The sequence below is a fragment of the Mesorhizobium sp. RCAM 06353 genome, from assembly GCF_059683585.1.
Map to the genome: position 1 here is coordinate 3,750,037 of NZ_CM185031.1, position 22,874 is coordinate 3,772,910.

Below are 22,874 nucleotides of genomic sequence, written 5' to 3' on the forward strand. Positions count from 1 at the left end.
AACGGGGAGAAGGGGTCGTTGACGTCGCGGCTCACGCCAGCGCCTCCTCGACGATGCGACCAAGTTCGGGTGCGATATAGGACAGGTCTTCCTCATCCTTGATCAGCACGCCGATGGCGCGGCGGAAGGCTTCGGGCCACGGGCTGCCGCCTTTTTCGAGGATGGTGGCGGCGTTGGCCCATTCGACCGCCTCGGCGATGCCGGGCGGCTTGGCCAGTGGGCGGGCGCGAATGGTCTGTACGGCAGCCGCCACGGCGCGTGCCGTGGCCTCGGCGACATCTCCGGCGCGCAGCATGATGATGGCGGCTTCGCGCTCGGCGTCGGGATAGCCGATCCAGTGGTAGACGCAGCGCCGCCGCAGCGCCTCAGCGAGCTCACGGGTGCGGTTCGAGGTCAGGATGACGATCGGCTGGGCGGCGGCGCGGATGGTTCCGCGCTCGGGAATGCTGATCTGGAAATCGGAGAGGAATTCCAGAAGCAGCGCTTCGAATTCATGGTCGGAACGGTCGATCTCGTCGACCAGCAGCACGCGCTGCTCCGGTGCCCTCAACACCTGCAGGAGCGGACGCGCGATGAGGAAGCGGTCGTCGTAAATGTCGATTTCATGCTCGCCTGCATGGCGGATGGCGAGCAGCTGGCGCTGGTAGTTCCATTCGTAGAGCGCATGCGCGGCATCGATGCCTTCGTAGCATTGCAACCGGACCAGATCGCGGCCGAGCAGTTCGGCAATCGCCTTCGCCGCCTCCGTCTTGCCGACGCCCGGTGCGCCCTCGAGCAGCAGCGGTTTGCCGAGCCTGATGGCCAGGAAGATGGCGGTCGCCAGGCTGTCATCGGCGAGATAGCGCGAGGCGGCGAGATGCTGCGCCACCGCCTCCGGCGAGGTCGCGACAGTCTCTGCATTCACTCCAGACATCTCGTCTCTCAATTCGCCGCTTGCGCCTTGAGCGCGCGCAAAATGCGCTCGGGCGTGATCGGCAGCGTGTCGATGCGCACGCCGACGGCGTCGAAGACGGCATTGGCGACGGCGGGGATTTGCGGGTTGGCGCACATTTCGCCTGGCCCCTTGGCGCCGTAAGGCCCATCCGCCGATGGCCGCTCCAGTACGATGATCTCGGTCTCGGCGAGATCGCCCGGACCCGGCATCAGATATTGGTTGAAGTCGGTGCCGCCATGGTCGCGGTTGGGGTAGTAGGGCTCTGTGGTTTCATAGAGCGCGTGGCTGATGCCCATCCAGGAACCGCCGACCAACTGCTGCTCGACCATTTTTGGGTTCAGCGCGCGGCCGATCTCGAAGACGTTCTTCACCGTCAGCACGGTGACCTCGCCGGTCTCATCGTCGACCTCGACCTCGGCCACCGTGCAGGCATGCGCGTAGCAGGTCGACGGCTTCATCGCGCCGGTTTCCTTCTCGGGATAGGAGCGTGGGATCAGGAACATGCCGCGACCCGAAATCGAGCGGCCGCGCTTGAAATGCGCCGACAGCGCGACGTCGAAGATCGAGATCGATTTTTGCGCCGCGCCCTTGACCAGTATGTTGCCCTGGCCATCGGTCTCAAGGTCGGAGGCGTTGACCTCCAGCTCTTCCGCTGCAACTTCCAGCATCACCTGACGGGCTTCCCTGGCCGCCTGGATGACGGCGTTGCCGGCGCGGTGCGTGCCGCGCGAAGCGAAGGTGCCCATGCAGTGCGGGCCGGTATCGGTGTCGGCGGTGTCGACGACGACGCGGTCGGTCGGCACGCCGATCGTCTCGGCGCAGATCTGCGCCATGATCTGCTTCATGCCCTGGCCGAGATCGACGGAGGACAAAGTCACCATGAAGTTGCCGGTCGGTGTCGAATGCACCAGCGCCTGCGTCGGGTCGCCGCCGAGGTTCATGCCCGTGGGATAGTTGATCGCGGCAACGCCGCGTCCGCGCCGGATCGCCATCTCAAGCTCCGTTCTTGTAGGAGGACATCGCCATGTATTTCTCCGCCACCGGCCAGTTGGCGGCGCGCGAGGCTTCCTGCATGCATTCGATGAGTGCTGCCCCTTCGGTCGGCTGCCGATGCGCCTTCATGTCGCCGTCGCGATAGGCGTTGATGAAGCGGAATTCGAGCGGGTCCATGCCGATCAGCCGCGCCAGCTTGTCCATCTGCACCTCCAGCGCGAAATCGCCGATGGTAACGCCGAAGCCGCGCATGGCCGAGGACGGCGTGCGGTTGGTGTAGACGCAGTAGGTGTCGATCCAGACATTGGGGATGGTGTAGGGGCCGGGATAGTGCCCCGCCCCCTTCTGCGCGCCATAGGGCGAATGGCGGGAATAGGCGCCGGCGTCGGTATAGCCGGTAACCTTGCGCGCGATGATGCGGCCATCCTTCATGACGCCGTCCTTGATGACGACCTTTTCGGCCGCGCGGGGCGACGAGATCTGCATCTCCTCTTCGCGGCTGTAGATGAAGGACACCGGGCGTCCGGTGAGCTTGGCGCCGAGGATGGCGATCGGCTCGACGATAACGTCGACCTTGCCGCCAAAGCCGCCGCCGACGGTGCCACCGACGAAATGCAGCTTGCTGCCCGGCATCTGCAAGATGATCGAGGCGTTGTCGAGGGTGAAGAACATCGCCTGCGTGTTGGTGTAGCAGGTGAAGCGATCATTGCCCTCGGGCGCCACCACGCAGCCGGTGGTTTCGGTCGGCGCATGCTCGATCGGCGAGGACTGGTAGCTTTGCTCGAGGATGTGATCGGCGGCAGAAAGACCCGCCTCGACGTCGCCGAAGCGCACCTTGCGGCACTCGCCGCTGTCATAGAGGTAGTAGTTCTGGCCGTGATATTCGTTGACCAGTGGCGCGCCGGGTTTCAGCGCTTCCTCCATGTCGAAGACGGCCGGCAGCACTTCGTAGTCGACCTTGACCTTGGCGGCGGCTTCCTGGGCGGCGCGTTCGGTCTCGGCCAGCACCGCCACCACGGCCTCGCCCTTCCAGCGCACCTTGCCGTCGGCCAGCACGGTTTCGTCCTCCGGCCCGATCTGGATCAGGATCAGGATGGTGTAGACATTGTGCGGCACGTCCTTGGCGGTCAGCACCTTGACGACGCCCGGATGCTTCTCCGCTTCTGACGTGTCGATCGAGCGGATGCGGGCATGGTGGTGCGGGCTGCGCACCATCTTCAGGTGCAGCATGCCGGGAAAGTTGCGGTCGGCGAAAAAGGCGGTCTTGCCGGTGACATGGCCGGGTGAGTCCGAGCGCGGCCTTGGCTGGCCGATCTCGTGCAGATCATCCTTGCGCACATCGGCGAAGTAGTTTTTCCGCATTTCCATTCTTTTGCTCCCTCAAGCCGCGTTCTGAGAGTTGGACCGCGCGGCGGTGAGCACCGCCTGGATGATCGGCTCGTAGCCGGTGCAGCGGCAGATGTTGCCCGACAGCGCCTCCACAACCTCGTCGCGGCTGGGGTTGGGCGTATGGTCGAGCAGCACCTTGGCGGCCATGATCATGCCCGGCGTGCAGAAGCCGCATTGCGTGGCGAAGGTGTCGAGAAAGGCGCGCTGCAGCGGATGCAGGACGCCACTTTCCGACAACCCCGACGTCGTGGTGATTGTTGTTCCGCTACAGGTTTCTGCCAGCGTCAGGCAGGACAGCCGGAGCTCACCGTCGATGATGACGGAGCAGGCGCCGCAAGTACCTTGGTGGCAGCCGCCTTTCGGCGAGGTGTCGCCGATCTTGTCGCGCAAGGCGTTGAGCAGCGTCGTGCCGCTGTCGATGAATTCGGCCTTTTCGGAGCCGTTGAGCGTGAACTGGACCGGGATCTTCGCCATGTTTCCTCCTTGCGCGCCTGCCCGACGGATCGGACAGACGCGCGCCCCCCAACGGGTGATTTCAGGTCAGCAGCAGCCGGCCGAGATGGACCGGCAGGACTTCGGCGCGGTACCAGGCGCTGGCGATCGGATCGGTGATCGGTGCGGTTCCTTCGGCGGCGGCGGCCAGCGCTGCCGCGATGCCGTTCTGGTCGAGCGACTTTCCCTTGAGCGCCTTTTCCGCCGCCCTGGCACGCAGCGGCCGGTCGGCCATGCAGCCAAGCGCGATCCGCGCCGAAGAGACGGTGCCGTCGGCAGCCTGTTCCAGAACCGCGGCGATGCTGAGCACCGAGACGCCCTTGGGCTTGACCCGCGACACTTTCAGGAAGCGGAAGCTGTCGGCCTTCGGCAGCGTGAAGCTGACTGACGTGGCGATGGTACGGCTGCCGTCCCGCCCGGCCAGGAAGGTACCGATCGGTGTCTCTCCATCCTCGGTGCCGACCGTGGCATCGAGCGCCAGCAAGGCAACGGCGAAGTCGCCATAGGGCGCCGGCGCGAACAGATTGCCGCCGACGGTCGCCATGTTGCGGATTGCCGGGCCGCCGACAGCGCGCGCGGCCTTGGCGAGCGCGCCGAGTTCTGGATGGCCCGCGATCGCCGCCATCGTCACCGAAGCGCCGATGCGGACCTTGCCGCCGGCGACCGCGATGGCCGACAGGGCTGGATCAGTCGACCTGACAAGGCCGGACACGGAGACATCGCCTTCATTGGCCGCGCGCACGACCAGCGTGCCGCCGCCGAGATAGCGCATGCCCTGGGCTTTCAGCGCCGCGTTGGCGTCCTTCACCGTTGCAAAAGTCTGGAGTGCCAGCGCCATGGCCCGCTCCCTCAGCTCTGGCCGGCAAAATGGCTCTTCAGGGCATTGAAGCCGCCCTGGAAGACGTTGGCGCCCATGCCAGCGGCGATCTTGTCGGCTTCTTCGGGGGCGGCATCGAAGCTGGCGGCCCATTCGGCATAGGTGCGGTCGCCATCGGTGACGCGGCGCAATTGCAGCGTCGCCTTGTGGTTGGTGAGCGGCTGCGGCGTCTCCAGGATGGAATAGCTGACGAGGAAGTTCTCGTCGGAGAAGTCGAGCAGCTTTTCACGGATGCGGGCACCGCTGGCGAGTTCGAAATTGCGCACGCAGCCGATCGTTGAGGCGTCCTTGCCGTCCTCGATATGGCTTTCGACCATGCGAGGATGCCAGCCCGGCAGGCCGTTGAAGTCGCGTATGCGCGCCCAGACCTTTTCGACCGGCGCGTCGATGACGCTGGAGATGGTGACTTTGGCCATATCAAAATGTTCCCTTGCGAATGCGACAGCTGGGCAAGAGTAGGGCGCTGCTCCGGACGACGTTTATCAAAGCGTCTTGCCCGCCTATCAATCAGTATGAAAAACAGGCGGCTGCGGCTCAGGCAATCGCCCGCGCCGCCTCACGGTAGAGCGTCGGCGGCACGCCGACATGATCGCGGAAGAAGCGCGAGAAATTGCCCTGCGTGGTGAAGCCGAGATTGCAGGCGACCGAAATCAGCGGCTCCTGCGACCACTGCAGCTGCCGCACCGCTTCCTCCATGCGCAGCGTGTTCCAGTAGACATTGGGCGTCAGATTGGTCTGTTCCTTGAACAGAGCGAAGAAATGCGGCCGCGACAGGCCGACGCTGCGCGCCACATCGTCGAAGGAGATGCGCTCGCAGACATTGGCCCTCATCAGCTGGATCGCCTTGCGGACGCGGTAATCCTGCATGGTGTTGATGCGGATGCGCGCCTCCTGCGGCGCCGCGGCATCGGCGGCATCGAGCACCGAGTCGATGAAGCGCTCGATCTCGTAGTTGGCGATATCGTCGACGCTTTCATTGTCGGTCAGATGGTCGAGCAGGCTGGCTGCGGCCTGGTGCAGCCAGGGCTCCAGCGTGATCGCCGCCTGCGAAAACAGCGGCGCGGAGGAGGGCAGGTCGCGGCGACGGCGCGCCCAGTCGGGATCGATGTAGAAGGCGAGGAACAGACCGGGCGTTCCGTTTTGCGACAGGACGTGGCTGTGCGGCTGGAAGGAATTGATGCCGGCGGCGGTGCATGGGCCGAGCCGGACCGTTTCGCGGCCGATCGTCATCTCGCCGGCGGTGCCTTCGAGCCAGATGATCAGATGTGCCTCGACATGGGCATGGGTGACGAAGTCGCTTGCGACATTCAGGACAGAAACATGTCCGAACCGGCCCCAGTAGAGCCTGATCGCGTCCGTCATGGGTATAACCTCCCGCAGACGACTGGCCTCCCTTCGCCTGCATCGAGGATTGTGCGACCGGTTTCCGGTCTCCGTCAAGGCATAGGCTGTTGGCCGGCAGCCATGGCGGGCAGCTCCGGCCGATTTTCAGACTGAGCGATAGGAACCGGAACGAATAGCGCTTCGGCATTGTCCTTCTCCCACAAGGGAGAAGGACAGGCGCTTGAGTGTCAGTCGCTGCGCCTGAAATTGCGGATGCGGTCGAACAGCACCGCAAGCAGGATCGCGCCGCCGATGAAGACGCCTTGCCAGAAGGCGTTGATGCCAAGCAGGCCGAGGCTGTTGCGGATCACCTCGATGAGGGCAGCACCGACAATGGCGCCGAAGGCGGTGCCGACGCCGCCGGCGAGATTGGCGCCGCCGATGACGGTGGCGGCGATCACCTGCAGCTCCATGCCGGTGCCGAGATTGGTGGTGACGGCGCCGAGCCAGCCGGTCTGGATGATGCCGGCAATGCCGGCCGACAGCGCCGAGATCATGTAGACGGCGACTTTGATCTGGCGCACCGGGACGCCGGTCAGCGTTGCCGCGTGCTCATTGCCGCCAATGGCGAAGATATGGCGGCCGAACTTGGTCCAGCGCAGGGTAAAGCCGGTGATCAGCGCCAGCAGGATCATGTAGAGCACCGGATTGGCGATGCCGAACACCCAGGCGCCGCCGCCGAGCGCCAGCAGCTTGTTGTGGTCCGGGCCGAACTGGAAGACGACCGTGTTGTTGGAGGCGACCATGGCCAGGCTGCGGGCAATCGACAGCATGCCAAGCGTGACGACGAAGGGCGGAAAGCCGAGATAGGCGATCAAGATGCCGTTGAAGGCGCCGATGGCGAGCGCGGTGGCGATCGAGGCCAAGATGCCGATCTCGATCGAATAGCCGGCATGCATGGTGACGGCCAGCACCATCGACGACAGGCACAGCACCGAGCCGACGGACAGGTCGATGCCGCCGGTGATGATGACGAAGGTCATGCCGAGCGCGATGATGGCGACGAAGGTGATGTTGCGGGTGATGTTGTAGAGGTTCTTCGACGTCGCGAAGGCGTCGGTGGCGAAGGACAGGAAAATGCAGGCGAGGATGACGGCGATCACCACCCAGAAGGTCTGGGTGGAGAACAGCCGCGACAGGAAACTGTGCTGCTTCTGTGCGATCGTCTGGTCAAGGGTGGCTGCCATTATCGACCTTTCCTGCCAGCGGCCATGCGCGTCGGCGTGGTGAATTCCGGGTGCGCCATGTTCACGACACCTGTTCGATGGCGCCGGTAATCAGCCCAGTGACTTCCTCGGGGGAGCTCAGGGCGATTTTCTTGTCGGCGACCTTCCTGCCGCGCCGCATGACGATGACGCGGTCGGCGACGTCGAAGACGTCGGGCATACGGTGGCTGATCAGAACCACCGCGATGCCCTGGTCGCGCAGATGGCGGATCAGGTTCAGCACTTCGGCGACCTGCCGCACCGAGATCGCCGCCGTCGGCTCGTCCATCAGTACGATCTTGGCCTGCGACAGCATGGTGCGGGCGATCGCGACCGCCTGGCGCTGGCCGCCCGACATCTGCTTGACGAGATCGCGCGGGCGGGTCTCGGATTTCAATTCGGCAAAGAGCTGGCCGGCGCGCTTGTACATCGCGGCATAGTCGAGGATGCGGAACGGGCCGACGCCGCGCCGCAACTCGCGGCCGAGATAGACATTGGCGGCGGCCGTCAGATTGTTGCAGAGCGCAAGATCCTGGTGGACGATCTCGATGCCGTGCTGGCGGGCTTCCGCCGGCTTGTTCAGTATCAATTCCTTGCCGTCCATCCGCATGATGCCATGGCTCGCGTGGAAATTGCCGGCGATCATCTTGACCAGTGTCGACTTGCCCGCGCCATTGTCCCCCATCAGGCCGACGACCTGGCCGGGTTCGATCGACAGCGACACGTCGTTGACCGCCTGGATGGCGCCAAAATGCTTCGAGATATTGGTGAGTTCGAGAACCGCCACCAGCCTATAGCCTCCCCATGCCTTGCTGCCGGCCTGTTCCAGCTCGCAGCCCTTACATCGTGCTCCCCATTCCTCCCGGAAGCAACGTTGAGCGGCATTTACGCGAATGCTCGCGCGTGCGTCAATTGTCGAAATATGCTATTTGTCAGACGAATAGTGACATACGGTTCCGAAAAATCCGTTTTGTAGGACAAATAGCAATTGACGTTGGCGCCGCGCCGTTATTAGTTGATGGTCGGAGAAAGATACCTGGTCCCAAGCCGTCGTTGCAGCGGGACCGGCGGGAGGTTATCGGCCGTTCCGGCACGTTGTCGGTCCAGTCGCATCTGAAAATGCTTATCGGCCTTGCCCGGCGGCACGAGCGTTGGCTCTGCCATCTCGCATTAGGTCGATTTGTATGGCGGGCACGCCGTGTCCGTCTGTTTCCAAGGGAGGACTGATATGAGGAAAACAGTATTGCTTGCCGCCGTCGCCGCCATGGCGCTGGGCGCCGGGCCGGCTTTGGCCAAGAAGCAACTCGTCATTGTGGTGAAAGGTCTCGACAATCCGTTCTTCGAAGCCATCCACCAGGGTTGCGAGAAGTGGAACAAGGAAAACGCCAGTTCGGAATATGAATGCTTCTACACCGGACCGGCATCGACGTCCGACGAGGCCGGCGAGGCGCAGATCGTCCAGGATATGCTGAGCAAGGCCGATACGGTGGCGATGGCGATTTCACCGTCCAACGCGCCGCTGATCGCGCAGACGATCAAGACCGCCAATCCAACGATCCCGATCATGACGGTCGACGCCGACCTCAGTAAGGAAGATGCGGCCCTTCGCAAGACCTATCTCGGCACCGACAACTATCTGATGGGTCACAAGATCGGCGAGTATATCAAGAAGGGCAAGCCGAATGGCGGCACGATCTGCACCATCGAGGGCAATCCGGCGGCCGACAACATCCTGCGCCGTGCCCAGGGCATGCGCGACGCACTGTCGGGCAAGGAAGGCCTCGCTGCACTTGCCGGCGAAGGCGGCTGGACGGAAGTTGCAGGCTGCCCGGTGTTCACCAATGACGACGGCGCCAAGGGCGTGCAGGCGATGACCGACATCCTCGCCGCCAACCCAAAGCTTGACGCCTTCGGCATCATGGGCGGCTGGCCGCTGTTCGGCGCACCGCAGCCCTATCGCGATCTGTTCGGACCGCTGAAGGACCGGATAGCCAAGAACGACTTCGTCATCGGTGCCGCCGACACGATCGGCGACGAGGTGGCGATCGCCAGGGATGGCCTGGTCACCGCGCTGGTCGGCCAGCGGCCCTTTGAAATGGGCTACAAGGCGCCGTCGGTGATGATCGACCTGATCACGGGTAAGAAGGTCGACGATCCGGTCTTCACCGGCCTCGACGAATGCACCAAGGACACGGTCGACACCTGTATCCAGAAGTAGTTTGCGATGAGGGGGCGCCCGGCTGACGGGCGCCCCGTCAATTCCCTGATGAGATGCGGCGGCGGGGGCCAGAGGCTCCGGTTTTGACGCGTCCATGGTTTGGATTGTCGGCAACGGGATTGCCGGGCCACGCAAGGCCAGATCCCTCGGGATGACAGACGGCCGACGCATTGGAACGTGGATGCCGGACGAAACGTCAAAGAAAAAAGCCAGCCAGGCCAAGGCGCAGGCCAGCCGCAATCCGGCGGTCGTGCGCAGGGCGGATGCGGCGCACTTTGTCGGGTCCAGCGTCCATGCCTCGCTCGCCAGCGAGATCGGTCTGCGGATCGTGCGCGGCGACTATCCGCCCGGCAGCATCCTGCCCAACGAAGCCAAATGGGCCGAGACTTTCAATGTCAGCCGCTCGGCGGTGCGCGAGGCGATCAAGATGCTGATGGCCAAGAGCCTTTTGGCATCGCGCCCCAAGATCGGCAGCTGGGTCGAGCCGAAGGAGCGGTGGAACCTGCTCGACCGCGACGTGCTTGCCTGGTACGCGACCGCGCCCGACCGCGAAGCGTTCCTGCGCACCGTGCAGGAGTTCCGCCACATCATCGAACCCGAAGCCTCCGCCTTTGCCGCCATGCGGCGCAGCGACGAGCAGATGGCCGAGATCAGCCTGGCCTGCCGCGAGATGGGGGAGGCTGCGAACCTGCCGGAACGCATCCGTGCCGACACGCGCTTTCACCTTGCTATCCTGCGGGCCTCGGGCAACGACCTTCTGGTGCCGCTCGGCGTGCTGATCGAGTCCGCGCTCGACCATCTCTTCGTCTTCACCACGCGCCAGGTCGGTGATCAGCGGCGGGCGCAGAAACTGCACGAGGCGATCGAGAAGAGCATCCGCCTGCAACGGCCGGCGGCGGCCCGCAATGCCGTGCACAAGCTGCTCGCCGACACCGATGAGGGGATCGGAAGCCGGCGGCGGTAGACCGGCCGGCCGTTCGCGCTTCAGATCGTCTGCTTCTTGCCATCCTTCGTCGGCATCAGGTCCACCCCATTCACCTTGGCGATATGGGTCGCCAGCATCGGCACGAATTGTTCGGCCGGGCCGGTGGCATGGGCGCCGGCGAAGGAATTCTTGGTGGCATTGCCGAGCGGGTTGGCGATGCCGGCCGCACCCGCCATGGACTCGAGATAAGTCAGGTCCTTGAAGGCGTTGGCGATGGTGAATTTGTGGGCGTCACGGTCGCCTTCCAGCGTCCAGCGCATGAAGGTCTGGTAGAAGCCACAATCCATGCGGCCGTTGCGGATGACGCTGTCGAAGCGCGGCGGTGAGATGCCGACCTTTTCGGCCAGAGCCAGCGCCTCGGAATAGATGGCGGCATAGCCCAGCGAGATGAAATTGTTGAGCAGTTTCATGCGGTGGCCATCGCCGGTGTCGCCGATATGGACGATGCGGCCAGCCCAGGTTTCGATCACCGGCTTGACCCGGGCAAAGAGAGCGTCGGGGGCGCCGACCATGGCGTCGAGCGTGCCTTCCCAGGCTTCCTTTGGCGTGCGGCTGAGCGGCGCATCGACAAAGTCGACGCCGATCTCCTTCAGTTCCGCGGCGAGCGCCACGGTCGAAACTGGATCGGAAGTCGAGCAATCGACGACGACCGAGCCTTTTTTCAAGCCTTCCTTGAGGCCGCCGGGGCCGCGGATGATGGCTTCGACTTCGCGTGAACCGGTGACGCAGATGAAGACGATATCGGACGCCACTGCCACATCGCGCGAAGTGGCGGCTTCCTTGGCGCCCCGGCCCAGCAGATCCTCCGCCGGCTTGCGGTTCTTACGGCCAAGGAATGTCAGGGGATAACCCTTGTCGACGATGTTCTTGGCGATACCGTGCCCCATCAGGCCAAGGCCGATGAAGCCGATCTTTTCGCGCGCGGCGGAGGTGTTCATGTCGTCGTTCCTATCCCGGATTATCGATAATTGCACCGCCGTTTTAGCCATATACGGTTGCAGAAAGCAATATTGTCTGACAATAGACGGGAATTCCAGAGCCTGTCATGGAGACCAGAATGACGAAGCGGATCATGTTCACCGGCGGCAGCGGCAAGGCTGGGCGTCATGTCGTGCAATATCTTGTCGAGCAGGGCTGCCAGGTGCTCAACATCGACACCAAGCCGCTCGACAATCCCAAGGTGCGCACGCTGATCACCGACATCACCGACAGCGGGCAGGTGTTCAACGCGCTGTCGAGCTATATGGGCCTGCACGAATTCGATCCGTCGCTGCGGCCGCAGCCGGTGGATGCGGTGGTGCATTTCGCCGCTATCCCGCGCATCATGATCACGCCCGACAATGAGGTGTTCCGCATCAACGCGATGGGCACCTACAATGTCATCGAGGCGGCGGTGAAGCTTGGCATCCGCAAGGTGATCATCGCCTCCAGCGAGACGACCTACGGCCTGGTGTTCGCCAACGAACCGCGCGATCCCCAATATTTCCCGCTGGACGAGGCGTATGACGTCGACCCGATGGACAGTTATGCGCTGTCCAAGATCGTCAACGAGAAGACGGCTCGTGCCTTCGCCCAGCGCAATGGCACGGACATCTATGCGTTGCGCATCGGCAATGTCATCGAGCCGCACGAATATTCGCTGTTCCCGAAATGGTTCGCCGATCCCGGTTTCCGCAAGCGGATCGCCTGGAGTTATGTCGATGCACGCGACCTCGGCCAGATCACCCTGCGCGCCGTCGAGAAGGACGGCCTCGGCTTCCAGGTGTTCAACGCCGCCAATGACGACACCTCGTCCGATCTGCCGACGGCTGAACTCCTGAAGCGGTTTTATCCCGACGTGCCGGTCAAGGCCGAACTCGGTGAATACGAGACGCTGCTGTCGAACCGCAAGGCACGCGACATGCTGGGCTTCCGCCCGGAACACAGCTGGCGCAAATACGTCAAAACCGCCTGAGCATGCCCAACGGAGCGAGCGGTAAATGGGGCTGGGCTGTGCATAGCGGCGCGCTTTGCGGCTCAACCGTTCGGTGGTGCTTGACAGCTTCTGTAAACCGGCCTTTCTGAGGCATATGCGGGACGCGAAGCCGAACAAGGAAAAATCGCCGAAAAAGGCGGCTGCCGTCGAGCGCCCGGCCGGTGTTCGCCGGGCCGATGCGGCGCGCATTCCGGGCGCCAGCGTGCACACGTCGCTGGCCAGCGAGATTGGCCTGCGGATCGTGCGCGGCGACTATCCGCCCGGCACCATATTGCCCAACGAAGCCAAATGGTCGGAGACCTTCAGCGTCAGCCGCTCGGCTGTGCGCGAAGCGATCAAGATGCTGATGGCCAAGAGCCTTTTGGCCTCACGCCCCAAGATCGGCAGCTGGGTCGAGCCGAAGGAGCGCTGGAACCTGCTCGATCGCGACGTGCTCGCCTGGTACGCGACGTCGCCGGACCGCGAGGTGTTCCTGAAGACGGTGCAGGAGTTCCGCCACATCATCGAGCCGGAGGCGACCGCCTTCGCCGCCATGCGGCGGACCGACGAGCAGATGGCCGAGATCAGCCAGGCCTGCCGCGAGATGGGGGAGGCCGCCAGCCTGCAGGAGCGCACGCGTGCCGACACGCGCTTCCATCTTGCCATCCTGCGGGCCTCGGGCAACGATCTGCTGGTGCCGCTCGGCGTGCTGATCGAATCCGCTTTCGATCACCTGTTCGCCTATACGACGCGGGCGGTCGACGATCTCAATCATGCGCAGAAGCTGCATGAGGCGATCGAGAAGAATATCCGCCTGCAGCGACCGGACGCCGCACGGGCAGCGGTGCGCAAGCTGCTCGCCAACACTGACCACGTTATCAAGTCGCGTTAGACAACCAATCAGCCAGCAGCATGATTGCTCTGGCTATTTGCCTATTTGCGAGCGATCCCGGCGGTAGGTCTTTGCACATACTTCAGGTCTGGAGCCACGGATTTGCCCGCCGTGGCGCTGCTGCCTCCTGAGAATGTGCCGATAGTGGCGCAAACGGCAGCCGGTTTTCGAGACAGCCGACAGGAAAACGCCTTTGACCCGAACCGACTTGAGCCAGGCCAGCCCCGGCGTCGACAGCTCCTACGCCTGGATGCGGCTCGCCATCTCGATGGTGCTGGCGACGATCGGCGCGGTCGGCATGTGGGCTGTCGTCGTGGTGTTGCCCGCCGTGCAAGCCGAGTTCGGCGTCGACCGTGCGGCGGCATCCATGCCCTACACCGCGACCATGGTTGGTTTTGCCGCCGGCAATGTACTGGTCGGCCGCGCCATCGACCGCATGGGCTATTGGATACCGGCGCTGATTTCTTCCGTGGCGCTCTCCGCCGGCCTAATGCTTGCCGCGCTGTCGACCTCGATCCTGCAATTCACCCTTGCGCAGGGCGTGCTGATCGGTGTCGGCACGTCGGTGATCTTCGGGCCGCTGATCGCCGATATCTCGCACTGGTTCAACCGCCGGCGCGGCGTCGCCGTCACGGCGGCGGCGGCCGGCAACTATCTCGCCGGCGCGCTCTGGCCAACCATCATGCCCACGCTGATCAAGGCGGAAGGCTGGCGCTTCACCTATGCGGCGATCGGCATCTTCTGCCTGGTCACCATGGTGCCGTTGGTACTGTTGCTGCGGCGCGGGGCTCCGGAGGCGGCGGCCGCCGGTTCGCCGGGAAGCCGGCCCGTGCAGCCGATGCCGATGTCGCCGGCGGCGTTGCAGGGGCTGCTGGTCGTCGCCGGCCTCGGCTGCTGCGTAGCGATGTCAATGCCCCAGGTGCACATCGTCGCCTATTGCATGGATCTCGGTTATGGCATGGCGCATGGCGCCGATATGCTGTCGATCATGATGGCGGCGGGCGTCGTCAGCCGGCTTGCCTCCGGCTTTCTCGCCGACCGCATCGGAGGCGTGAAGACGCTGCTTATCGGCTCGGTCCTGCAATGCCTGTCGCTGCTGTTTTACATCCCTTTCGACGGGCTCGCCTCGCTCTATGTCGTGTCGCTGGTGTTCGGCCTGTCGCAAGGCGGCATCGTGCCTTGCTATGCGATCATCGTCCGCGACTATCTGCCCGCCAAGGAGGCTGGTCAGCGTATCGGCATCGTCATCATGGCGACGATTTTCGGTATGGCGATCGGCGGCTGGATGTCGGGCTGGATCTACGACCTGACCGGTTCCTACGCCGCTGCCTTCCTCAACGGCATCGCCTGGAATTTGCTGAACATACTGGCTGTCGGGCTGTTCATGTGGAAGGCAAGGCAAAGGGCTGTCATAGCGGCCTGAGACACCTCGGCTTGACAATAGGCAGGCACTGCGCGACCCCAGAGGCCCAGGGGTGCGCAACAGGCCGGTGAGATGGCGACAGCTCAGATGATCGTATTGCGGGTGCGCTTCGGCGGCTGCGGGCAGTGGCCTTGATCAAGCCGCGCTCGCGCCGGGGCGGCGGCCGCCCGACCATATCGGATGTCGCGCGCAAGGCCGGCGTCGGCGCCATCACCGTGTCGCGCGCGCTGCGCGAGCCGGAGCGTGTCTCCGAGGAATTGCGCCGCCAGATCCAGGCCGCCGTCGACGAGCTCGGCTATGTGCCGGACCCCAATGCGCGGGCGCTGGCCTCGGCGCGCGCCGAGGTGTTCGGCGTGCTGGTGCCGTCGCTCACCAACAACGTCTTCGCCGAAGTGGTGCGCGGCATCTATGACAGCCTGTCGGACAGTCCATTCCGCATCCAGCTCGGCAACACGCATTATTCCGGCCTCGAGGAAGAGCGGCTCCTACAGGTGTTCGGCTCGCAGCGGCCGGCAGCACTCATCGTCGCCGGCATCGACCAGACGCCAACCTCGCGAAGACTGCTCGAAAATGCCGGTTGCCCGGTGGTGCAGGTGATGGAGACAGGGCCCGATCCCGTCGATATGCTGGTCGGCTTCTCGCATTTCGACGGCGGCAGGACGGCGACCGAGCACCTGATCGAGGCGGGCTACCGGCGGATCGGCTTCATCGGCGCGCGCATGGACCCACGCTCGCAACGGCGCCTCGCCGGCTACCGAGCGGCGATGGAGAAAGCCGGCCTGTTCGACCCGCGCCTGGTCACGACCACGCCGGTGCTGTCCAGCGTGCCGCTCGGCCGCGAATTGTTCCGCGACGCACTGGCCAAGATGCCGACGCTCGACGGCGTGTTCTGCAACAATGACGACATCGCGCTCGGCGTGCTGTTTGAATGCCATCGCGCCGCGATCGACGTGCCGAAGACCATCGGTATCGTCGGCTTCAACGATCTCGACATGATGCAGGTGGCCTTTCCCTCAATCACCAGCATCCGCACCCACCGATACGAAATCGGCAGGCGCGCGGTCGCCATGGCGCTCGCGGCAATCTCTGGCGACAGGCCGCAGGAGCGGATCGTCGACCTCGGCTTTGAGCTCAAGCGCCGCGAGAGCACCGCACGCTGAACATGCTTTCGAGACCGCCCGCAAATGGCGCTTTACACGACGTCATGGTAGCGCTACCATTTTCGTTGAGCCGGCATCGTCGCTTAGAGGCCGAGCCTGTTTATTATACATAAGCAACAGCTCAAGCTTGTTTATTATGTATAATATGATAGATTTCACCCCGCTGAAGGGGGGCGGCAAGGGGAGGGATCGCGGAGGCCTTCGGCACCTGGCAGGGCGTGACTGGGCAAGGCGGAGGGGCCAGCCGGAAGCGCAAAAAATCCATAAAACTGAACAGACAAATCAGAACTGCAATCGGGAGGATTATCGATGATCAAGTCACTTGTTGGTGGCATCGTTGCCGCCACTGCATTCGTCATGTTGAGCTCGTCGGCGATTGCTGCGGGCCCTGAAATCGTGAAGGGTCCGGCGGCCGAGCCGGATTGCTTCTCACCCTGGGCCGCGGACACGCTGTTCTTCAAGTTCCCCAAGAAGGCCGGCCCATACCGCATTGCGCTCGCCAACGGCTATATCGCCAATACGTGGCGTATCCAGATGGTGCAGACCGCGAAGGCCTATGCGGCGCAGAAGGACGTCGCGGCGAAGCTGAAGGAATTCAAGGTCGTCTCGACCGGGGAAGACGTGCCGGCGCAGATTTCGGCGATCAACAACTTCATTGATTCCGGCTATGACGCCATCGTCGTCAACGCACAGAACCCGACCGCCTTCGGGCCGGTGATCAAGCGCGCCAAGGAAGCCGGCGTCGTGCTGGTTGCCTTCGACAACATTCTCGACACCAAGGACGCCATCAACGTCAACGTCGACCAGAAGGGTCTTGGCGAGCTGTGGGGTAAGTGGCTGGTCACCCATGTGCCGAATGGCGGCAAGGTGCTCGAGGTGCGCGGCGTTGCCGGCACATCGGTCGACACAGACCGCCACAATGGCATCCACGAAGTTCTCGACGCCTCCGGCAAGAAATGGGCGGTTACCGAGGTCGTCGGCAAGTGGGATGACGGCGTTGCGCAAAAGGCTTCGGCCGATGCGATCGCCACCAACGGCCCCTTCGACGGCGTCACCGGACAGGGCGGTGACACCGGCATCGTGCAGGCGATGATCGATGCCAAGCATCCGTTCGTGCCATTCGGCGGCGAGACCGAGAACGGCTTCCGCAAATTCTGCGCGGCCCACGCGGCCGACGGGTTGAAATGCTCGTCAGCCGGTACCGGCCCGGCGCAGGTGGCGGTTGCCATCAAGACGGCGATCGCAGCGCTTGAAGGCAATGTCGTCCCGCAGTCGGTCAAGCTGCCGCTGGCGATCGTCGAGGATCCCAACTTCAAGGCCGGTCAGGATTTCTTCCCCGACCAATCCGACAATTTCTTCGTCGGTAATTCCTTCCCGACCTGCGGCATCAATTTCACCGCGCAGGAAATCATGGGGCAGACCAAGGCGGACCAGTAGGCTGCACTCCCGGCGCCGTGGGATCCCCCCACGGCGCCGGCCACTCGATATCTCTGGTCGTCAAAGTGCCTCGGGAGGGCCTATGGACGCTGCGGTTCCGCTCTTCCAGATGGAAGGCATATCCAAGCGCTATGGTGGCGTGCGGGCGCTGGAAAAGGCGGAGCTTGTCGTCACGTCCGGCAGCATCCACGCCATCCTTGGCGAAAACGGCGCCGGCAAATCGACGCTGATCAAGGTGATGGCGGGCGTCGTCGCGGCCGACGAAGGCCGCATGATGCTGGATGGCCGTGAGGTGACCTTCGCTTCGCCGGCTGCCGCCAACAAGGCAGGCATCGTCTGCATCTTCCAGGAACTGTCGCTGGTTCCCGAACTCAGCGTCGCCGACAACATCGTCATATCAGACCCGCCCAAACGCTTCGGCATGATCGACCGCAAGGCGCAGCGCCGCATCGCGGAGGAAGCCCTTGCCCGCGCAGGTGCTGCCGATATCCACCCGCTGGCGCTGGTCAAGGACTTGCCCTTGTCGCGCCGGCAGATGGTCGAGATCGCCAAGGCGCTGGCCAGAAAGCCGCGCATCCTGATCCTCGACGAGGCGACGTCCGCGCTCGCCGCGGCGGATGTCTCGAACATTTTTGGCGTGTTGAAGCGGTTGCGCAGGGAAGGACTGGCGCTGCTCTACATCTCGCACCGCATGAATGAGATCGCGGAACTCGCCGATCAGTGCACAGTGTTCCGCAACGGCCGCAACGTTGCCAGCTACAAGGCCGGCTCCAAGAGCGACAATGAGGTGGTCGAACTGATGATCGGCCGCGAATACAGTCATATCTTCCCGCCCAAGCCGGCGACCGTCCCAACCACAGCGGCACCCAGACTTGAAGCCCGCAAGCTCTCGTGGACCGACCGGCTGGACAACATCTCGCTGACCGTCAGGGCAGGCGAGGTGGTTGGCCTTGGCGGTCTCGACGGCCAGGGCCAGCGCGAATTGCTGCTCGCTTTCTTCGGCGTGCTGCGCGGCCTTTCCGGCGAGGTGCTGATCGACGGCAAGCCGGTGACGATCGGCAGTCCCTCCAAGGCGCGACAGGACGGCATCGGCATGGCGCTGATCCCGGAGGACCGCAAGACCGAAGGGTTGATGCTGCCGATGACGGTGCGCGAAAACCTGTCCTTCGCCGCGCTTGACAGGCTGTCCAAGGGCGGCATCATCGACCGCGCCGCTGAACAGCGGCTGATCGACGACATGGTCGGCCTTCTGGCGATCAAGACGGCGGGTCTCGACATTCCGGTCGGCGCATTGTCGGGCGGCAACCAGCAAAAGGTGGTCATCGCCAAATGGCTGATGCGCCAGCCGCGCATCATCCTGCTCAACGATCCGACGCGTGGCATCGATGTCGGCACCAAGCAGGAGCTCTACCAGCTGATGCGCAAGCTGGCGGATGCGGGTGCCGCCATCCTCTTCTATTCGACCGACTATGACGAGCTGATCGGCTGCTGCGACCGGGTGCTGGTGCTCTATGACGGCGCGGTCAAGCGCGAGCTGGTCGGTACCGAGATCACCGAGCGGGCGCTGATATCAAGCGCGCTCAACATCCATGGCGAGGAGAGCCCGGTGGGCCTGGGAGCAGTTGCGTGAAAGATTGGCGCTATTGGCTGGCCGAGCAGCGCGGAACGCTGCTGGCGCTCGGCATCTTCATCGTCATGTTCGTCATCTACACCTCGAACCATCCGGCCGGCTTCACCGCCAATGTGGTGCAGACGGCGGCGAATAAGGGCGTGCTGCTCGCCTTCGTCGCCATGGCGCAGACGCTGGTGGTGATCACCGCCGGCATTGACCTGTCCGTCGGCATGATTTTCCTGCTCACCAACTGCCTGGCCTCCTGGCTGGTGGTGGGCACGCCGATGCAGACGACGCTCGGCGTCATCGCCGTGCTGGCAGTTGGCCTTCTCTGTGGCGCCATCAACGGCGCCATCGTCATCTATGGCCGCCTGCAGCCGATCGTCGCCACAATCGCCACCGGGGCCGTCTATTACGGCATCGGCCTTTTACTGCGGCCATTCCCGGGCGGTTCGGTCAATGAGGATCTGGCCGATGCGCTGACCGGTCGCGTCTTCGATGTGGTGCCGGCGAGCCTTGTCGCGCTGATCGCCATCGTGCTGGTGATCTGGGTGCCGTTCAGCCGCTCGGTGCTTGGCCGGGCGGCCTACGCCGCAGGTTCGTCGGAGACGGCGGCCTACATGTCCGGCGTGCCGATAAGGCGCGGCAAGTTCGCCGCCTACACGCTGGCCGGGCTGCTGGCCGCGATCGGCGGGCTGTTCCTCACCTTCTTCACCTATACGGGCGATGCGGCCTATGCCAGTGGCAACGCCTACACGCTGTTCTCAATCGCCGCCGTGGTGCTTGGCGGTGTCTCGCTGTTCGGCGGCAAGGGCAGCGCCATCGGCGCCATCTTCGGCGCGCTGGCCTTCCGCACCATCGGCGATCTGTTGTTCGTGTTCGATTTCGATCCGCTCTGGCAGCCGCTGTTCCAGGGCGTTATCCTGCTGGTCGCCGTCAGCCTCGGCGCCTTCGCCCTGTTTCGGGTCCGCAACCGGCTGGAGTGGTTCTTGTGAGCGAAACGACGCCGATGGTTGGGAAGAGCAACGGCGGCATTGCCGGCCGCATGCCGAAATTCATCCGCCGCGCCGATCCGGCGGTGCTGACGGCCTTTGCCTGCATCGTGCTGTTGCTGTTCGTGGGCAGTCTCTATTCCAGAAGTTTCCTGTCGCCTGAATATCTGCTGCAGCAGCTCAAGGTCGCCTCGTTCCTCGGCGTCATCGCCACCGGCATGATGCTGGTTGTCCTGCTCGGCCAGATCGACCTGTCGGTGCCGTGGTCGGTGGCGGCCGGCGCGATGATGGCCTGCGCGGCTGCCGCCTACGGTCCGGCCGGGGTGGTGTTGGCTATCCCGTTCGGCATCTTCTGCGGCGTGCTGATCGGCGTCGTCAACGGCATCGGCGTCGCCTATCTGCGCATTCCCTCGATGATCATCACGCTCGCCACCAACGCCGTCGCGCAAGGGTTGATGGTTGTCTATACCGGCGGCTTCTCACCCCAGGATTCGGCCACCGGCGCCATGCGATATCTGGCCACCGGCTTTGCCATCCCCGGCGTGCCCAACGCCGTCATCATCTGGGCGCTGATCGGCGCGGCAATGGTGTTCGTGCTGACCCGCACCGGCTTTGGCCGCACCGTCTATGGCATCGGCAACCGCGAGCGCGCCGCCTATCTCTCCGGCATCGACACAAGGCGTGTGGTGATGATCGCCTTCGCCGTCTCCGGCGGTCTCTCCGCTTTCGGCGGCGTGCTGCTTGCCGGCTATGCCTCCAAGGCAGCGCAGTCGATGGGTGACGCCTATCTCTTGCCGTCGATCGCCGCCGTGGTGCTTGGCGGCACTTCGATCCTCGGCGGGCGCGGCTCCTATCTCGGCACCGTCGCCGGCGTCATCCTGATCACGCTGTTGCAATCCATCCTGTCGGTCATGCAGATGCCGGAGGCGGGGCGGCAGATCATCTATGGCGTCGTCATCGTCGCCATGCTGCTGCTCTACGGCCGCGCGCCGGCAAGCCGCTAGAGCCGGATGATTTCAGGTCGAATCGACCTGAAATCTGAATCCGCCTCCAAATCAAGGAGATAGAGCATGATGTCGTCCGAAAACCGCTTCACACTTTTCGGCATCATGCTCTAGCCGTGGACGAAGAAGCAGCGCAGGCGCCAACGGGCGCTCCCGGCGCGGTGCCTCCGGCCATCGTGGTGATGGGCGTCGCCGGCTGCGGCAAGTCGGCTGTCGGCATCGCGCTGGCGGCCACGCTGAACGCCGTCTTCATCGAGGGTGACCGACTGCATCCGCCCGAAAACGTGTCGCGGATGGCAAGCGGCGAGCCCCTTACCGACCAGTTACGCGAAGGCTGGCTCGATGCGATCGGCGAGCGCATCGCGGCGTCGGTCGGCAACGGGCAGGGTGTGGTCGCGGCCTGCTCGGCGCTGAAGCGCAGTTATCGCGAACGGCTGCGCGGTTTTTGCGCTGACATCGTCTTCCTCTACCTGGAGATCGATCCCGCCACCGCGCGGCGGCGCGTTGCCAGCCGCAAGGGCCATTTCATGCCGGCAAGCCTGGTCGACAGCCAATTCGCCATCCTGGAGCCGCCGGGCATGGATGAGTGGGCCCTGACAATCGACGCGACGCGTCCCGTTGCCGATGTCGTTGCCGACGCGATGCGGCTGCTGGCCAGGTCATGAGCCGGTATCGTCGCCGGTCACGGCCTCGTCCGAGGCTTCCGTCATCCGCCGGCTGCCGGACCAGACCAGCATCTGTTCGGGAAACAGTTTCAGCGCTTCGAGCAGCCGGTCACGCTTGAGCAGGATATAGCGCGCCTGCAGCACCATATCCTTGGCTCCGTCGCGTCCCACCTCCGCTTCAGCCGGCAACAGCTCCGGGCTGATGACGGCCCGGTATTCGCGGAAGGGAACGGTCTCGAAGGTCGACATGGCAAACAGCGCCGCCTTGCCTCTTGCAGCGAAATTGGCTGGCGCCGAGGCAAGATGCGTCCAGCCGCCTTCACCGAGCGCGACCTCGGTGAAGGTCGAGCCTGCATGGATGGTGTTGGTCATCAGCACCACGCCATTGCGCTTCAGGATCTTCTGGATGCGGATGGTGACCTGATAGGCATCGTCGCGTTCGAAGACGATGCGGCTTTTGAGATAACGGTTCTCGACCTTGACCAGCGGTTGGTTCAGGAAACGCAGTCCGAACATCGATTCCGAGACACCGTGGGAATTGACGCTCACCTGGTGCGCCTCGATGCCGGCCTCGTGCAGGGCGCGCTTGCCGAGGATGGTCTGGGAGGTGAACTGATCGCACCAGACGATCGCGCCATGGCCGCGCCGCAACGCTGCCTGCAGTCCTTCCTGTCCCTCCAGCCGGATTGTCGGCGCCCATCGGAAGCCGGCGAGGTGCGCGGCAAGCTGCAGCCGGCGGCGGTGGCGCGCCGCGAGCAATGCCTCGAACAGGCCGCGCGGATCGATATCCTTGCCAAGCACGGCGCGCGTCGCGGCGGCATAGCCTGGAAATTGCTTGCGCAGATGCCGTTTCAGGCGAAGCCTGGACATCCGATCGCAGATCGACGCCCACCAGCGCACCGGCACCGAAGCCGCGACCACGAGATAGAAGAGAGCCATCGCGCTTTCCCGCAGGTCCTGGTTCGAGAACCGGCGTACCTTGCCGGGGTGGACGACCTTGCGGCTGAAGAAGCGCACGTCCTCAGCCCTTTCCGGCACGGGGACATCGGCGATGATTTCGGTCTGGAACCTGGCCGTGGCGGTCGGCCTGCGGGCAGTGTTTCGGGATCTCGCGAACTTCGACAGCCTCATCCCGCGGGCGTCCATCCGTTCCTGTTGCTGCAAAGCGCCTGCGCGCATCGCGCAATCTTACAGCGATGAACGCCGATCGCCAGCCGTCGATCTAAAGCGCGTCATGCGACGCGCTTTAGATCTTTGTT

At 64.0% G+C, this 22,874-nt stretch carries 22 protein-coding genes; 11 read left to right on the forward strand and 11 right to left on the reverse strand.

The features are described 5' to 3' along the window. Window positions 1-31 precede the first annotated feature (31 nt). The 9 genes from AC56QX_RS18135 to AC56QX_RS18175 form a co-directional block, all read right to left on the reverse strand. Complete coding sequence (locus AC56QX_RS18135; RefSeq protein ID WP_497109761.1) at window positions 32-913, reverse strand: AAA family ATPase; 882 nt, start codon at window positions 911-913, stop codon at window positions 32-34. An 8-nt stretch (window positions 914-921) separates the two neighbouring features. Next, the gene (locus AC56QX_RS18140; protein ID WP_497109763.1) at window positions 922-1,926 is read right to left on the reverse strand and encodes a xanthine dehydrogenase family protein molybdopterin-binding subunit; all 1,005 of its coding nucleotides are present in this window, start codon (window positions 1,924-1,926) and stop codon (window positions 922-924) included. Between the two features lies 1 nt (window position 1,927). Continuing rightward, window positions 1,928-3,295: a xanthine dehydrogenase family protein molybdopterin-binding subunit gene (locus AC56QX_RS18145; protein ID WP_497109765.1), complete on the reverse strand. Its 1,368-nt coding sequence runs from the start codon at window positions 3,293-3,295 to the stop codon at window positions 1,928-1,930. Between the two features lie 12 nt (window positions 3,296-3,307). Then, on the reverse strand, window positions 3,308-3,790 hold the full coding sequence (locus AC56QX_RS18150) for a (2Fe-2S)-binding protein (RefSeq protein ID WP_497109766.1): 483 nt from the start codon (window positions 3,788-3,790) through the stop codon (window positions 3,308-3,310). Between the two features lie 61 nt (window positions 3,791-3,851). Further along, window positions 3,852-4,646: an FAD binding domain-containing protein gene (locus tag AC56QX_RS18155; RefSeq protein WP_497109768.1), complete on the reverse strand. Its 795-nt coding sequence runs from the start codon at window positions 4,644-4,646 to the stop codon at window positions 3,852-3,854. An 11-nt stretch (window positions 4,647-4,657) separates the two neighbouring features. Then, window positions 4,658-5,101, reverse strand: coding sequence for an SRPBCC family protein (locus tag AC56QX_RS18160; RefSeq protein WP_497109770.1), 444 nt, complete (start codon window positions 5,099-5,101; stop codon window positions 4,658-4,660). Window positions 5,102-5,219: 118 nt separating this feature from the next. Next, on the reverse strand, window positions 5,220-6,047 hold the full coding sequence (locus AC56QX_RS18165) for a helix-turn-helix domain-containing protein (RefSeq protein WP_497109772.1): 828 nt from the start codon (window positions 6,045-6,047) through the stop codon (window positions 5,220-5,222). 209 nt (window positions 6,048-6,256) lie between these two features. Continuing rightward, entirely contained in the window at window positions 6,257-7,255 is a 999-nt protein-coding gene (locus AC56QX_RS18170; protein WP_497109774.1) for an ABC transporter permease, read from the reverse strand. A gap of 61 nt (window positions 7,256-7,316) precedes the next feature. Then, window positions 7,317-8,060, reverse strand: a complete 744-nt coding sequence (locus tag AC56QX_RS18175) for an ATP-binding cassette domain-containing protein (protein ID WP_497109776.1) — start codon at window positions 8,058-8,060, stop codon at window positions 7,317-7,319. Window positions 8,061-8,501: 441 nt separating this feature from the next. Between AC56QX_RS18175 and AC56QX_RS18180 the strand changes: the two genes are divergently transcribed. Both AC56QX_RS18180 and AC56QX_RS18185 read left to right on the forward strand, forming a co-directional pair. Further along, window positions 8,502-9,491 carry a sugar-binding protein gene (locus tag AC56QX_RS18180; RefSeq protein ID WP_497109778.1) on the forward strand — a complete coding sequence of 330 codons (990 nt, stop codon included), beginning with the start codon at window positions 8,502-8,504 and terminating at the stop codon, window positions 9,489-9,491. A gap of 181 nt (window positions 9,492-9,672) precedes the next feature. Continuing rightward, a complete protein-coding gene (locus AC56QX_RS18185) occupies window positions 9,673-10,455 on the forward strand; it encodes a FadR/GntR family transcriptional regulator (RefSeq protein WP_497109780.1) in 783 nt (260 codons plus the stop codon). Window positions 10,456-10,475: 20 nt separating this feature from the next. Here AC56QX_RS18185 and AC56QX_RS18190 read toward each other — a convergent pair whose 3' ends face one another. After that, complete coding sequence (locus AC56QX_RS18190; RefSeq protein WP_497109782.1) at window positions 10,476-11,414, reverse strand: NAD(P)-dependent oxidoreductase; 939 nt, start codon at window positions 11,412-11,414, stop codon at window positions 10,476-10,478. A gap of 119 nt (window positions 11,415-11,533) precedes the next feature. On the opposite strand from AC56QX_RS18190, the gene AC56QX_RS18195 reads away from it, so the two are divergent. From AC56QX_RS18195 to AC56QX_RS18235, 9 genes are all read left to right on the forward strand, one after another. Beyond that, the gene (locus AC56QX_RS18195) at window positions 11,534-12,430 is read left to right on the forward strand and encodes an NAD-dependent epimerase/dehydratase family protein (RefSeq protein ID WP_497109783.1); all 897 of its coding nucleotides are present in this window, start codon (window positions 11,534-11,536) and stop codon (window positions 12,428-12,430) included. 115 nt (window positions 12,431-12,545) lie between these two features. Then, a complete protein-coding gene (locus AC56QX_RS18200) occupies window positions 12,546-13,322 on the forward strand; it encodes a FadR/GntR family transcriptional regulator (protein ID WP_497109785.1) in 777 nt (258 codons plus the stop codon). 193 nt (window positions 13,323-13,515) lie between these two features. Then, entirely contained in the window at window positions 13,516-14,745 is a 1,230-nt protein-coding gene (locus tag AC56QX_RS18205) for an MFS transporter (RefSeq protein ID WP_497109787.1), read from the forward strand. Between the two features lie 131 nt (window positions 14,746-14,876). Next, a complete protein-coding gene (gntR, locus tag AC56QX_RS18210) occupies window positions 14,877-15,905 on the forward strand; it encodes an HTH-type transcriptional regulator GntR (protein ID WP_497109789.1) in 1,029 nt (342 codons plus the stop codon). 309 nt (window positions 15,906-16,214) lie between these two features. Continuing rightward, window positions 16,215-17,342, forward strand: a complete 1,128-nt coding sequence (locus tag AC56QX_RS18215) for a sugar ABC transporter substrate-binding protein (protein ID WP_027029815.1) — start codon at window positions 16,215-16,217, stop codon at window positions 17,340-17,342. 82 nt (window positions 17,343-17,424) lie between these two features. Beyond that, window positions 17,425-18,972, forward strand: coding sequence for a sugar ABC transporter ATP-binding protein (locus AC56QX_RS18220; protein ID WP_497109791.1), 1,548 nt, complete (start codon window positions 17,425-17,427; stop codon window positions 18,970-18,972). Further along, complete coding sequence (locus tag AC56QX_RS18225; protein WP_497109793.1) at window positions 18,969-19,949, forward strand: ABC transporter permease; 981 nt, start codon at window positions 18,969-18,971, stop codon at window positions 19,947-19,949. The genes AC56QX_RS18220 and AC56QX_RS18225 overlap by 4 nt, the downstream gene beginning before the upstream one ends. Before the next feature lie 14 nt (window positions 19,950-19,963). After that, the gene (locus AC56QX_RS18230) at window positions 19,964-20,950 is read left to right on the forward strand and encodes an ABC transporter permease (RefSeq protein ID WP_497117801.1); all 987 of its coding nucleotides are present in this window, start codon (window positions 19,964-19,966) and stop codon (window positions 20,948-20,950) included. 116 nt (window positions 20,951-21,066) lie between these two features. Next, window positions 21,067-21,615, forward strand: a complete 549-nt coding sequence (locus AC56QX_RS18235) for a gluconokinase (protein WP_497109795.1) — start codon at window positions 21,067-21,069, stop codon at window positions 21,613-21,615. Here AC56QX_RS18235 and AC56QX_RS18240 read toward each other — a convergent pair. Next, complete coding sequence (locus tag AC56QX_RS18240) at window positions 21,610-22,746, reverse strand: hypothetical protein (protein ID WP_497109798.1); 1,137 nt, start codon at window positions 22,744-22,746, stop codon at window positions 21,610-21,612. The two genes, AC56QX_RS18235 and AC56QX_RS18240, sit on opposite strands and share 6 nt — an antisense overlap. Window positions 22,747-22,874 lie beyond the last annotated feature (128 nt).